Raw genomic sequence first — 13,836 nt, 5'->3', positions numbered from 1 at the left:
TTTTCGGATCGTCAATCATTCGTAAAAGGGGAGATCGAAGCATGAAAAGAAGAAGAACGGGGTTAAAAACGGTACTGGCCGCTGTCGCGGCATTGTCGCTGCTGACGACGGCATGCGGAGGCGGCAACTCCGCGTCGGGCGTGCCGGACGACGGAGGACCGATGCCGGTCAGCATCATGTCGATGTATTTCACGCCCGAGCCGCCGGGAGCGGATAACGTGGTCGTGCAGGAAATCGAGAAGCGTACGAACACCGATTTGAATATTACCTGGGTATCGCCCAACAGTTACGGGGACAAGGTGAACGTTACATTGGCTTCCGGCGACATTCCCGATCTGATGCTGGTGAACGATCCGTTCTCGGCCCAAGTTCGCACCATGGTGCAGCAGGGCGCATTCTGGGATCTGACGCCGTACCTCGACGACTACCCGAATCTGAAGAAATTCCCGGAAGAATCCTGGATCAATACCAAGCAGGCCGACGGCAAAAATTACGGCATTCCGCGGGTGCGTCCGGTCGAAGGCGGGCCGTTCCTGTTCCTGCGCAAAGACTGGCTGGACAATCTGAAACTTGAAGTGCCTAAAACGACGGATGAGCTGTACGAAGTGTTTCGCGCGTTTACCAAAGACGATCCGGACGGCAACGGGCAGGACGATACGATCGGCTTCACCGGTCTGGTCAATCAGGACAACATGGGCGGATACGGCGCGATCGTGAGCGCGTTTACCCAGACTACGGGCGACTGGAAAGAAGTGGACGGCAAACTGGTCAACGTCAACCTGCTGCCTGAAATGCGCGAAGCTCTGGAATGGATCAACAAAGCTTATACCGAAGGACTGATCTCGGAAGACCTGGCCGTTCTCAAAGAAAGCCAGACCAAAGACCAATTGAACGCGGGCCGCGCCGGCGCTGCCGTCAACACGGTCGAAGCGGCGTGGGAGCCGACGGAAGCGCAGCTTAAAACGAATCCGGACGCGGACTTCCTGCCGCTCGTATCGCTGAACGGCTGGAATAACAGAGACGGCGGATTCTTCGGGATGTTCGTGATTCCGAAAACCGTCTCCGAAGAAAAAATGAAAAAACTGCTCGAACTGATGGATTACGGCGCTTCCGAAGAAGGCGGAACGCTCGCGAGCTACGGACTGGAAGGCGTGCATTATACGGAAGAGAACGGAATCAAAATGGCGACCGAAAAAGCGAAAACCGATATCGTCGCTTCGCAGGCGCTTGGCCAGATCTTTATGTCGTACGACAAGTATATGCGGGCTTATCGCAGCGGCATGCCGAACGAAATTTTCGAACGCAACAAAAAAATCATCGACGAACGTGCCGAATCCAGCGTGCCGGACAAAGCGATCGGCTTGTATTCGGAAACCGGGGTATCGGCCGGACCCGAGTTGTCTAAAGATATCCAGGACATCAAAACCAAGATCATTCTCGGCAAGCAGCCGCTATCCGCATGGGACGCTTATGTCGAGAAATTGAAAGCCAATCCGGATCTGCAAAAAATCACGGAGGAATTGAACGAAGCGTATAAGCAGCGTCAATCCGCGTCGTAAAACGAAGATTGTCCATCGGCGGATGGGCAGGCGCTGCCGAAATCGAAAATGAATCCTAATGTCCGCATCGCTTCCGGGACGGCTGAGTGCCGCTCCGGAAGCGATTGCGGTTTGTGAAGGATTGCCCTTAAAATGGTAGACGACAACCGACAAGAGCCGGTACACCGGAAAAGGGGAGAAAACGATGGCAAGCATCCGGGGTTGGGCAAAAAAATTACCGGGCGGTCGAAGCCGGGAAAGACGAGGACGGTTTTACCGCTACAGCCTTATTCTGGCGCTCTGCATGGCGAGCATCCCGACGGCGGTTATCGCGCTTTCGTCTTATGCGCTCGGAACGGCGCATATCGAACGCGAGGTGATGAACAGCCATCGCACGCTGGTCGAACGATCGGCGGCCCGTCTGGACGATTTGTTTACTCAGTTGGAGCTGTCGATCAGCCAGTGGTCGTTGGATCCTAGACTCGGCGCGGATTTGAAAAGGGCCAACCTGACCCTGGAGTACAACCGAACGAACGAGCTGTACAGCTTTCTCGGCCTTATGAAGGCCACGTATCCCCGTTTGGAAGACGCGCGTTTGCTGCTGAATCGCAGTGAACCGCTGCTGGTGTCGGAATCGGGCGGCGTAAGGAAGATTCCGTTCGGAGAAGATAGTAAGCGGTTTCAGGGTTTGATCGAAGACAAACGCGATGTGTATTGGGTGGAAGGCTTCCACTGGAACGCGTCTGATGCCGGATCGCTTGTGCTGGTGCGCAAACTTCCGGGCTACGGGCCGCCTTACGGCGCGCTGCTGCTCAGCCTGAACCGCACCAAATTGGAGGAATTCGTGCGGGAGGCGTCGTTCGAAGAAAAAGGAGCTTCTTATCTGTATGCCGAAAACGGACAGTCGATGATTCGCGTGTCGGAAGGGATGCCGGAGAATCAATTGTTCGAACAGACGCTGCGTCAGCAGTTGGCCGATCGCATCGATGAGAAGGCGGGCGAAAGCGATTCTTATCTGTTCAAATGGCAGGGGAAAACTTACGCCGCTTCGTACAGTACGTTGGAACGTGCGGGAACGGTCTGGACATACGCCACAGTCTCTCCGTTGGAAGCCTTGACCCGTCCGGTTGTGCTGTTATCGCGTTCTCTGCTCGGCGTCAGCTTGTTCGGCATGGCCCTTGCGCTGATCTTGGCCTGGTTTACTTCGCGAAGGCTGCATCGGCCGATTCGTCAATTAGCCGAGGCGTTGGGCAGAGGGAGCGATTTCCGTCAATCCCGCAGAGACGGAAGCGGACGAACGGACGAAGAGGAGCCTGGAAGCGGACCGGGGTGGATCGGACCGGCCGACGAATCGGCTTACGACGAGCTGCGTTACATCGAAAGCAGTTGGAAAGGGTTGGCCGATGCCAAACGGGAAGCGGAACGGAGATTGGAGCAGACGTATCCCGAGCTGCGGACGGGATTTCTGCTGCAGTTAATGCAGGGACATTACCGTTCGCTCGGCGAAAGCGAGCTGCTGTCGAGATTGGAACGGTTCGGCTGGCGGATCGAACAAGGCGAGCGGCTGGCGATAGGCCTGCTGCGCGTCGGCGTGCTGTCGCCGCCGGAATCGCAGTTCCGCGAAGAAGACGAGCTGCTTATGACGTTCGCCGCCGCGAATGTAGCGCGCGAATTCATCGACGAGCGCAGCAAGCGGGCGGAGATCGTCAACTTCCACGACGGCAGCATAGCCGTGCTCGTTCCGATCGGGAATCAAGCGTCGATCAAAGAAACGGCGGTCAAAATGGCCGAAACGGTTCGAACCGTCCTGCGGCTGCGAACGATCATGTGTACCGGTGAGACCGACAGCATTTTGAACGTATCGGAGCTGCTGCAGTCGCTGCGAAGCGCGCTGCGCGGCGTACCCGCAGCGGAATCGTGCCGCGTGCTGCATGTTGACGAACTGCTGCCCGGTTCGGGCCGAGGCACGACTTATCCGTTCGATTTGGAGAAGGAGCTGCTGCAGGAAGTTCGGCTGGGCCGAATCGGCGAAGCCGGCCGACTGATCGACGAGTTCGTCATTCGCTTGGCGGAGCGCGCGTCTTCCGAGTCCGAGCTGCATGAAGGATCGCTGCAGCTGCTCGGCAGCCTGCTGCACGTCATGCTGGAAAACGGGGCTCGGCCAGAAGGGGCCGGATTGTACGGTCGACTGCTCGAGCTGCGCAGGCCGGAAGCGGTGGGAGAGTTTCTGCGCTCGCGGGTGTTGGAACCGTACGGACGGGAGCTCGAAGAACGCCAAGGCGTGGAAACCCATCGTCTGGCGGAACGGGTTCGCGAGGAATTGGAACGCGACTACAACGCGGACTTTTCGCTCGAACGCTGCGCGGAGCGCTTCGGCGTCAGCCCTTATGCGCTCAGCCGGTCGTTCAAGCAGGCCTATGGACAGACGTTCGTCGATTACGTCATGAATCTCCGTCTGGAACGGGCGCGGGAGCTGCTGCGCACGACCGACCTTAAAGTGAACGAGATTGCGGAAGCGGTCGGTTATCAGCCGTCGTATTTTATTCGGTTGTTCCGCAAACAGGAAGGAATGACGCCCGGACAATATCGGGCGGAGAAAAGCGGCTGATCGGCGCCGAGTGCTCCAAGCGTTCGTCCCGAAGTTGCCTTTTAAACCCGGGGGAAATTCGAAGAAAGCCGCTTCCGTCGTCGGAAATTCCGATATCGGAAGCGGCTTTTTTAAATTCAAACTATTCCCGCGCCCGTCGTGTTAACATTTAAAGGAGAACGATACGGAAGAGACTGCGGATCATTCCGCGCATCCGGGGGTACAGAGTTATCAAAGGCCGATTCGTTACGCAGGGAGTCGGCCCGACGAGATCTGGAATCGAAATTCCATGAAAGGGATGAGGCGAATGGCCAAACCGAAAAAATCGCAGCAGCCCGGCCTGCTGCCCTATGGAGATGGGGACGCAAAGAAAAAGCCTGATCCCAGAGGGATTCCGGTAGAAAACGAAGTCATCGAGACCCGGTCCGGTTCCGAAGAGCCGAGCGGTCTGGATATCGCCGCCATTCTGGAGGCGGCCAGCGGCTGGACGGCATCGCCGCCGGGGGCGTCGCTGCCGAAGCCCAAGCCTTCGGAGTTCAAGTTGAAGCTGCCGCTGCAGCACGGTCAGGGCGAGGGGGTTCCTGCCGCTTCGAAAAATGCGGATCGGGACAAGCTCAGCTCCAATACCGCGCACGACCGCGAAGAGATCACCGACGCGGACTTGATCGAGCTGACGATCGAACGCTTCAAGGACAAGCTGCAGAGCGGGAACTGGACATGTCTGCAGCTGACGGAAGCCTACATCGAGCGGATCAAGCGGCTCGACGGGAAGCTGAACGCGGTGCTGGAGATCAATCCGGACGCCGCCGCGCTGGCGAAGCAGCTCGACGACAACTTCGACGAGCTCGGTTCGCTGCCGCTGTACGGCGTGCCGATTCTGCTCAAGGACAATATCGATACGGCCGACCGAATGACCACGTCCGCCGGCTCCTGGGCGCTCAAGGATCGGCGGGCGAAGCGCGACGCCTTCGCGGCGGCCAAGCTGCGCGAGGCGGGCGCCATTCTGCTCGGCAAGGTCAACATGACGGAATGGGCGAATTACATGTCGGACCCTATGCCGTCCGGCTACAGCTCGCGCGGCGGGCAGACGAACAATCCGTACGGCGATTATCCCGTCGGCGGTTCCAGTACCGGCAGCGCGGCCGCCGTCTCGGCCAACTTTGCCCTGGGAGCGATCGGCTCGGAGACGTCGGGCTCCATCGTCAGTCCGGCGGCCGCGCATTCCGTCGTCGGCATCAAGCCGACGGTCGGGCTGATCAGCCGCAGCGGCGTCATTCCGCTGTCGCTGACGCAGGATACGCTCGGTCCGATCGCGCGCACGGTGCTCGACGCCGCCCTGATCCTGGAGGCGATGGCTTTCGGCGACGAAGCGGACGCCTGCACGCTGCTTCCGCAGCGTCCGGTCTCGTTCCTGCCGGGACGTTTCGACCTGCCGGGCCGGCTGAAAGTCGGCGTGGTGCAGGCGTTCGAGGACGGGCTCGACGAGGAGACGTCGGCCGTATTCGAAGAAGCGCTTCGCGGACTGGAAGCGGCGGGCATCGAAGTGAAACGGGGGCTCGACCTGCCGTCTTACGCGGACGAATGGGACGGCACCGTGCTGCGGAGGGAGTTCAAAACGGCGATCGACGACTTTTTCGCCGCTCAGCCGGAAGGCGAGGGGCCGGCGAATCTGGCGGAACTGATCGATTTTAACGACAAGCACGCCGAGCGCTGCCTGCGCTACGGACAGAATCTGCTGGAGGAATCGGAAGCCGACGGGGGAAGCCTGGAAGACGATAAATATCGCTCGAGCAAGGAGCGGGGAGTGCGGCGCGCCGGCGAAGAAGGGATCGACGAAGCGCTCGGGAAGCACGGCGTGCAGGCGCTCGTCTTCACGGATTACGAAGGCTCGGATCTGGCGGCGCGCGCGGGCTATCCGCTGGTATCCGTACCCGCCGGCTATACGGAATCCGGCCGCCCGGTCGGTCTGCTGCTGTCCGGCACCGCAATGGCGGATCCGCTGCTGATCGAGATCGCTTATCGCTTCGAAAGGGCGACAAAGCGGCGGCGGACGCCGAAAGCGCCGGAATAACGGAGCCGGCACGATTGGAAGCGCAAGGAAATGTGCGGCTGCCAGGTCGGCTTCCGGGCAGGAAATCCGGCTCCGCGCGGCGAAGCTTACTTGCGGGAAGAGGATGCCGGAAAGGACGCGCAGCGTCCGGGAATTGGAGAATCCGTCAAGGAGCGGGACCGCTTTTTCACAGGGGAGGGAAAGGGAGATGGAGATAGAGAAAGAAAACGCCGGGCACGAAATGCAGCCGGAGACGCTGATTCGCACGCCGCGTATGCGGATTCGCAGGTTTGCGGAGAGCGAATGGATTCGCCTGATGGCTTACCTGCAGGACGACGGCATCGCGGACGGGTTTCCGGAAGGGGCTTACACGGAACGAAGACTGCGGGACATGACCGCGGACCCGTATCTGTATGCGCTGGTTTCGGACGAAGACGACGAAATCATCGGGCACGCGTCCTGCCGTCCCGGCGCCCAGCCGATGACCGGGACGATCGGGTTGGGAGTCCGTTCCGATTACCGCAGGCACGGTTATGCGGGAGAAGCGGCCCGGGCGCTGCTGCGGCACTCGTTCGGGGAAATGGGCCTGCACCGGATCACCGCGGCCTGCCCGCCGGAAAATCTGGCTCTGCGCGCGCTGCTGGAGAAGCTGGGCATGCGCATGGAAGCCTTTTTCCGGCAGAGCCTGCCGACGCTGGACGGCGAATGGAAAGACGAATGCGTGTATGCGATGCTTCGGGACGAGTGGAAAGTGCTCGAAAGTCTGACGGAGCTGCATGAGGCGGAAGGGGCCGCGCTCTTCGCCGCCGGGGCGGCGGACTTGGAAGAATCCGTCCCTTCGGCAGGCGAAGCAGACCTTCGCGAGGAAGCGTATGCCGCCGGGGCAGGGGACGAATACGCCGCGCAGGCGGAAGCAACCGGCGCGACGACGCCCGAGTCGGAGGCGCTCACGGAAGCGGCCGAACTCGATACGGAACTTGCGGGAAGCGCCGCTCTTGCCGTGGAGCCGGGGCCGGAAAGCTTCGGAGACGTGTACGAAGCCGCCGAGGACCCCAACGTGCCGCAGGTGACCCTGCCGATCGGCGAAGCGGGAGGTCCGGTTCCGTTTGCTCCGATTCTGCCGCCGCCCGCCGAAACCGCGCCGATCGCGGCGGAACCGGCGCAGGTGGCCGGCACCGTGATCGGCGTGCAGCGTGCCGGCGAGCCCGATCCGCTCGGCGGCCTGATCGAGCAGCGGATCGACGGCGTGCCGTTCCTCCTGCGCCGTCCGCACGACTTCAATTGGCTGGCGCCGTTCGGCACGGTGTTCCGCGTCTGGGATCGGCAGGATTCCGGCAACCTGGCCTTCGGGCTGGAAATCGAAGGTCAGAAAGTATGGATCAAGTATGCCGGCGCGGCGACCGCCGAGTACGCCGGCCATCCGGCGGATGCGGTTCGGTCTCTTCGGGAAGCGGCGGCCGCTTACGAGGCGCTGAAGCACCCGTCGCTTGTGCGGATGCTGGATCATTTCGAGACGCCGGACGGCTACGCCATCCTGTTCGAATGGGCGGAAGGAGAGCTGCTGCGCCCCGGTTCCGATCCGGATGCCGGCGGAACCGGCGGCCATACGGATACGGCGATCTCCCGTTTCCGCAGACTGCCGCTCGAAGAGAGAATCGAGGCAGTCGAATCCGTTATCGAGTTTCACGCGTATGCCGAAGCTCTCGGTTATGTGGCAATCGACTTTTACGACGGCAGCCTGATTTACGATTTCGGGAACGGACGGATCACGATCTGCGATATCGACCTGTACCGACCGACCCCGTACGTGAACGAGCGAGGTCGGATGTGGGGCTCGTCCCGCTTTATGTCGCCGGAAGAATATCAGCTGGGCGCGGCCCTCGATTCGCGAACGAACGTATACGCCATGGGCGCGGCGGCCTTCTGCCTGCTCGGCGGCGACGCCGACCGTTCGCGCGAGGCGTGGGAAGCCGGAGACTCGCTGTACGAAGCGGCCGCCCGGGCCGTCTCGCCCGATCGGGAAGCGCGCTGGGAATCGGTCGGCGACTTGTTGGAAGCGTGGAGGGCCGCCCGATAGAAACTTTCGAAAAAGCTTTCGCAAAGGCTTCCGGCGGCAGCGCCGCGGACGCTTTATCGATTGTTTTCCGGCGTTCCGACACGAAAAAGATCCGGCTCTGCCTGTGCGGCGCAGCCGGATCTTTTTGAACCGCTTACCGGAAAGGTCACCGGCGCGGATCTGCGTTTCCGCTCGGCGGAACGCTTCCGTCGTCAATGTTCGGCCGTTCGGCCGGCACGATGGGCCAGATGAGCGCCCATCTCGTCGGCGACTTGTCCCAGCGTCGTCGACCGCAGATGCTCGTCCATTTTGCGTTCGGACTCGCGCATGACCGCTTCGACCAGGCAGCCCGGTCCGTTGGATTCGCAGCCTTTGAACAGCGGGGTGCTGCCTTCGATCGCCTGGATAATGTCCAGAAACGAGATCTCGTACTTGTCGCGCCGAAGGCAGTAGCCGCCCTGCGCGCCCGAGTAGGAATCGACCAGACCGGCTTTGGCCAGCTTGGTCAGGATTTTGGACAAATAAGTGGGAGACACGCGCTGCCCAGCCGCGAGTTCCTGTACGCCGACTTTGACTCCGGGAGTACGCACGGCCAGATCGAGCATCGTGTGCAGCGCGTAGTTCGTGCCTTTGGAATAATTCATCGCTAACCATCCTTATGTGAAATGATCGCCGGGCAGCCGCCCGTGCCGTTTGTGGATTCCTTTCATTGTCGCAAGCCTTGAAGGCGGCGTCAATGTCCGGGGCTCTTCGGGTCTGGGAAAAACGGATCCGGCACAAAAATTTTGCTTTTATTTTGTTGACACAACGGGCCGGAACTGGTGAATTAAAAGGAAGAACGAAATGATGAGCTTCGACAGCGTGCCGTTCATGCCGTGTACGACCGAAAAAGCGGTTCAGTCAAGAAGCGGACCGCCTGCAGCACATTTGCCTGTCGGCAGCACCCGATCATTTCGCGCCGGTCTACCGTTTACCGAACGGCGGACGATGCGGGAACGGGAGAAACCGACTTGAAGAGATCCCGATGGCCGAAGGAGGAAATCATGAACATCCGCTATCTGCACACCCTGGACTCCCTTACCGAAGACCGCCTCGCCGGCGGTTTTTTCGAAGATTGGCCGAATCCGCCGAGTCCTTCGAGTTTTCTGCGTCTCCTTAAGGGTTCCTCTTATGTCGTGTTGGCCGAAAATGCGGATACCGGGCAGATCGTCGGCTTCGTCAATGCGCTGTCCGACGGCGTGCTGAGCGCTTATATTCCTCTGCTGGAGGTAATTCCCGAGTACCGCGGGCACGGGATCGGGCAGGAATTGGTCCGTCTCATATTGGAGAAGCTGGACGGCCACTATATGGTCGATCTGCTGTGCGACGCGGAACTCGAAAGCTTCTACGCCAAGCTGAACCTGAGACCGGCGGGCGGTATGATGTTAAGGAATTACAAGAATCAGTCGGGTATGCCGTGATCGCCGAATCGGCACGGTTAGACGCGAGAAAGGCTCTTCCTCATAGGGAAGAGCCTTTTTGCCGGGGCGGCCGCTTCGTCCGCCGTTACTCGTGCACGTACCGTCCGCCGCGTCCCGCGCCGAGACCGGTGATCAGATATACGGCGACGATGCCGAACATGACGTAATAAGGCGTTTCCCAGCCTCCGGTAGCGTCGTGCAGCGCGCCGTAAAGCAGCGGGCCGCAGCCGGCGAGCAGGTAGCCGACAGATTGGGCCATGCCGGAGATGTCTGCCGCTTCGGAAGCATTCTTCGTGCGCAGCGAGAAGAACATCATGATGAGACTGAACGAGAATCCGCCCGACAGGCTGAAAAATACGATCGCCAGCACGATGATCGGCAGAGAGCCGTTTGCGTACAGAAAGCCCAAAATGCCGATGACGTAGCTGACCGTGGTCATCAGGATCAGCGAGCGCTGGTCTTTCATCTTCGCCGCGATGATCGGAGCGACGAAGTTGATCGGAATCATGAGCATCTGGAACAGCGACAGCATGTAACCGGCGACGACCGGGTCGAGATGCTGCGCCTGCATCATGTTCGGCAGCCAGGCGACCATGATGTAGTAAATCGACGACTGCATGCCCATATTGACGGTAATCATCCAGGCGAGCGGCGAACGCCAAATGCTGCGCTTCGGCACGTCCGGCGCGCTCGCGTTGGCGGCGCGGGTGTTGCGGCGCAGCTGCGGCAGCCAGACGATCAGGCCGATCGCGGACAGAACGGTCCAGATCAGCAGCGCGCCGCGCCAGCCCATGCCGGTATTGGAGATCGGCACGCTGACGGCGGCCGCCGCCGAGGCGAAGATGCCCATCATGATCGAATACAAACCGGTCATGACGCCGACCTTCTGCGGGAACTCCCGTTTGATGATGCTCGGCAGCAGCACGTTGAACACGGCGACCGCCAGGCCGATCAGAAAGGTCCCGGCCATCAGCGGCGCGATGCCGCCGAACGGGCGGAACAGGCTGCCGATCACGATCAGGATCAGCGAGACGAAGATGAGGCGCTCGGCGCCGTAGCGGCGCGCCCACTTCGCGACGAACGGCGACAGCAGGGCGAAAGCCAGCAGCGGCAGCGTCGTCAGAAAGCCGGCCGTCGTATTCGACAGCGACAGCGCGCCTCGAATGGTGTCGATAATCGGGCTTAGCGAAGTAATATGGGTGCGCAGATTGGCCGCGACCAGCAGGATGCCGGCGAGCAGCAGGTAATAGACGCCGTTCGAGGCGTCTTCCGTGCGCGGAAGTTCGGTTCTTTTCATGATGAACATGCTCCGTTCCCGCCGTCCGTTCGAACGGCGTCGAATAAATTTGTGACAGGCCGCGCGGTCCGATTGCCTCGTGGCCGGCCCGCTTCATAGCTGGGGAGGCCGAACCTACGCATCCGACAGCTGGCCGTCCGGCCGCTCATGCGGCGCCTTGAAGTGGGCGATGTAATCGTCGACCGAACGGACGGCGCGCTCCGCGTCGCGATCCCGGATAGCGGCGATCAGCGCCGGATGCCCGATCTCGTAGCGGCTGCCGGGGATGCTGCGGTTGACGAGAATCGAAATTTGCAGCTTTTCGAACAGACTTTCATACAGGTCCGTCAGCAGGCGGTTGCGGGCAGCGGCGACGACGGTGCGGTGCAGGTTCCAGTCGGCGTCCTTGAACGCTTCATGATCTTCGCTTCCGCTCATCGCCTGCCGGCATGCCGCCGCATACTGCTCCATCCGCTCCAGATCGTCGTCCGTGCGCCGCTCGCAGGCGAGCGAAGCCGCTTCGCGATCCAGCGCGTGCTGAACTTCCAACGCTTCCAGAACGGAAGAACGACTGATTCTTCTATGCAGGATCGCGCTCAACTCGCTGCTCGCCGTCACGAACGTGCCGTCGCCTTGGCGCGTCTCGAGCAGGCCGACCTGAACGAGCCCGCGAATCGCTTCGCGAAGCGTGTTCCGGCTGACGCCGAGCTTCTCCATCAGATCGGCTTCGCGCGGAATCCGGCTCCCGACTTCCCATTCTCCGCGGGTAATCAGCGATTCGAGCTGGGCATAGACCCGTCCGGACAGCGTTTGTTTCTCCAATTTCTCGAACATGGCCCCTCCGTTTAAAGGTAGGATGATTGGTTGTTTCGCTCGAATCAGTATAAGAGGTTTGCGTGAAGTTGTAAAGCGGGCGCGCAAAGGTGGCGAATACGCCGTACGGGAATGCGGCGGCGCGCATCCGAACATGCGAACAGCCCTTTCCGCGTGGGAAAGGGCTGTTTAATGACGGCTGCGGCATTTTATCGACGCCGCAAGGAAGGAGCTTTTCGGCTCATTTAATCGTAAGGAGACGGGCACCCGGCGAGAAGCGGCCGATTTTTCCGCTGACGTCGTCGAACGCGCTGAATTTGAGCAGGCTCAGCTGCTGTTCGGGCAGCGTCACGGCTCGGTATCCTTCGTCGGGCAGAACCACGATCGCGGATTCCGTCAGTCTCAGATTCCCCAAAAAGTAATTGCCGCCGTAATCGAGATTTTTGCGGCTGTCGTTCAAGGGGAAATCCGCCGCTTTCGCTTCGTCTGCGGATGCGGCGAACAGCAGCCCTTCCGCGTTCGCCGGACGGATCGGAAGTTCGTTCAGCGCTTCGCGCTTGCTCGGATTTTTGGGGTTTTTGCGCAGCATCAAACGGTGTCCGGTCAGAGCGCGGGCGGTCGTTTCGCCGACGATCAGCGTTTTGTCGTCCCACTTGACCGGATAATTGATGCGCCGATCTTCCTTGGCTTTCGCTTGCTTGACTTGGGCTTCGATCTCTTCTCCGCTGCCGGTCAGCATGATCGCATTGGCCCGCTGATTGATTACCGGAACGACCACGAAAAAATAAGCGGCCGGTATGACGACGAGTGCGAAAAAGCCGGATAAAACAGCGATTGTCATTTTTTTCATCAAAATCTCTCCTCTGTAAGGGCGTGCATCGCCTTTGGATAGGTTTATTGTACGAGGAGAGGGAGCCCGGCTCTATCGATCTATCTTAATAGAATCTTACATTCTCGTTAAGAGTAAGGTATAATCAAAAGCCTTGACGCAAACGACGGATGTTCGGTAAAGTTCGCAGGTCTTGGGGCCGGGAGGGAAAAAGCGATGGAGCAACAGAAGAACCAGTCCATTTTCGCGGCCTGGATCAGCCTGATCAGCAACGTGCTGCTCACGATTCTCAAAATCGCGGTCGGACTGCTGTTCAACAGCCCGGTTCTGATCGCCGACGGCGTGCATAACGCGGGCGACGTGATCGCTTCGGCGGCGGCGCTCGGCTCGATGCGCATTTCGAGCCGTCCGCCGGACGAAGACCATCCGTACGGACACGGAAAAGCGGAAGTGATCGGCGCGAGCGTCGTAGCGACCATCCTGCTGCTGGCGGCCTTTTACGTCGGCTACCATTCTGTCGTCGCCTTGTTCGAGCCGATTCCGGAAGCGCACGTGATCGCCCTGATCGCCGCCGTCGTCTCGCTGATCTGGAAGCTGGTGCTTTATATATATACGATCGGCATCGGGCGCCGCGTGAACAGCAAGGGACTGATCGCGACGGCGCAGGATCATCTGGCGGACGTGTACGCGTCGGGCGCGGCGGTGCTCGGCATCGGACTGGGGCTGCTGGGACAGTTGATCGACATGCCCGCGCTCGCTTACGCCGATCCGGTCGCGGGAATCATCGTAGCCGTGCTGGTGCTCAAGCTGGCGGCCGATATGGCCCGCGAATCGATCGATATCCTGATGGAAAAAGCGATCGGCAGCGAACAACTGGCCCAGCTTGAACGCATCGTGCGGAGCGTCGAAGAGGTCAAGCGGATCGACCGGATTCGCGCCCGGGAACACGGACAGTATATCATCATCGACCTTCGGGTCGGCGTCGACGCGCAGATGACCATTCAGCAGGGGCACGACGTTATCCGCAAGATCAAAAAGGCGATTCTGTCCGCCCATCCGAACGTAAGCGAGGTTATGATTCATTTGAATCCTTGGTATCCCGGCGCTCCGGCGGCGGGCAGAACCGAGACGCCCGTCAGCATCGGCGGTTCCGGCGGAACGGATCTGCCGGATTAGACGGAAAGCGAGGGCAAGCAGGCTGCACGGAAGACGGTCTGCGCTGATCGA

General features: G+C 60.3%; 10 protein-coding genes. 6 read left to right on the top strand and 4 right to left on the bottom strand.

Annotated elements, in window-relative coordinates; translation table 11 throughout:
- The first annotated feature begins 41 nt into the window (after nucleotides 1-41).
- The 4 genes from GYN08_RS15380 (at nucleotide 42) to GYN08_RS15365 (ending at nucleotide 8,252) form a co-directional block, all read left to right on the top strand.
- Nucleotides 42-1,559 (top strand): extracellular solute-binding protein, encoded by a 1,518-nt coding sequence (locus GYN08_RS15380; RefSeq protein WP_166275805.1) that lies wholly within the window; start codon nucleotides 42-44, stop codon nucleotides 1,557-1,559.
- Between the two features lie 184 nt (nucleotides 1,560-1,743).
- Nucleotides 1,744-4,146, top strand: coding sequence for a helix-turn-helix domain-containing protein (locus GYN08_RS15375; RefSeq protein ID WP_166275803.1), 2,403 nt, complete (start codon nucleotides 1,744-1,746; stop codon nucleotides 4,144-4,146).
- Nucleotides 4,147-4,432: 286 nt separating this feature from the next.
- Nucleotides 4,433-6,196 carry an amidase family protein gene (locus GYN08_RS15370; protein WP_166275801.1) on the top strand — a complete coding sequence of 588 codons (1,764 nt, stop codon included), beginning with the start codon at nucleotides 4,433-4,435 and terminating at the stop codon, nucleotides 6,194-6,196.
- 187 nt (nucleotides 6,197-6,383) lie between these two features.
- Nucleotides 6,384-8,252 (top strand): GNAT family N-acetyltransferase, encoded by a 1,869-nt coding sequence (locus tag GYN08_RS15365; protein WP_166275799.1) that lies wholly within the window; start codon nucleotides 6,384-6,386, stop codon nucleotides 8,250-8,252.
- 191 nt (nucleotides 8,253-8,443) lie between these two features.
- On the opposite strand, the gene GYN08_RS15360 is transcribed toward GYN08_RS15365, so the two are convergent.
- Nucleotides 8,444-8,875: an Rrf2 family transcriptional regulator gene (locus GYN08_RS15360; RefSeq protein WP_166275797.1), complete on the bottom strand. Its 432-nt coding sequence runs from the start codon at nucleotides 8,873-8,875 to the stop codon at nucleotides 8,444-8,446.
- A 399-nt stretch (nucleotides 8,876-9,274) separates the two neighbouring features.
- Here GYN08_RS15360 and GYN08_RS15355 point away from each other — a divergent pair, with 399 nt between their 5' ends.
- On the top strand, nucleotides 9,275-9,691 hold the full coding sequence (locus GYN08_RS15355; RefSeq protein WP_206023782.1) for a GNAT family N-acetyltransferase: 417 nt from the start codon (nucleotides 9,275-9,277) through the stop codon (nucleotides 9,689-9,691).
- Nucleotides 9,692-9,776: 85 nt separating this feature from the next.
- Here GYN08_RS15355 and GYN08_RS15350 read toward each other — a convergent pair whose 3' ends face one another.
- The 3 genes from GYN08_RS15350 to GYN08_RS15340 form a co-directional block, all read right to left on the bottom strand.
- Nucleotides 9,777-10,988, bottom strand: coding sequence for a CynX/NimT family MFS transporter (locus tag GYN08_RS15350; protein ID WP_166275795.1), 1,212 nt, complete (start codon nucleotides 10,986-10,988; stop codon nucleotides 9,777-9,779).
- Nucleotides 10,989-11,102: 114 nt separating this feature from the next.
- On the bottom strand, nucleotides 11,103-11,801 hold the full coding sequence (locus GYN08_RS15345) for a FadR/GntR family transcriptional regulator (protein ID WP_166275793.1): 699 nt from the start codon (nucleotides 11,799-11,801) through the stop codon (nucleotides 11,103-11,105).
- A gap of 220 nt (nucleotides 11,802-12,021) precedes the next feature.
- Nucleotides 12,022-12,630, bottom strand: coding sequence for a lipoprotein BA_5634 family protein (locus GYN08_RS15340; protein WP_166275791.1), 609 nt, complete (start codon nucleotides 12,628-12,630; stop codon nucleotides 12,022-12,024).
- Between the two features lie 195 nt (nucleotides 12,631-12,825).
- Here GYN08_RS15340 and GYN08_RS15335 point away from each other — a divergent pair, with 195 nt between their 5' ends.
- Nucleotides 12,826-13,785, top strand: coding sequence for a cation diffusion facilitator family transporter (locus tag GYN08_RS15335; protein WP_166275789.1), 960 nt, complete (start codon nucleotides 12,826-12,828; stop codon nucleotides 13,783-13,785).
- Nucleotides 13,786-13,836 lie beyond the last annotated feature (51 nt).

This window comes from Saccharibacillus alkalitolerans (genome assembly GCF_011090185.1).
GTDB lineage: Bacteria > Bacillota > Bacilli > Paenibacillales > Paenibacillaceae > Saccharibacillus > Saccharibacillus alkalitolerans.
The sequence above is the reverse complement of the archived record's forward strand: the minus strand, read 5'-3'. Positions and strand labels throughout refer to the sequence as shown.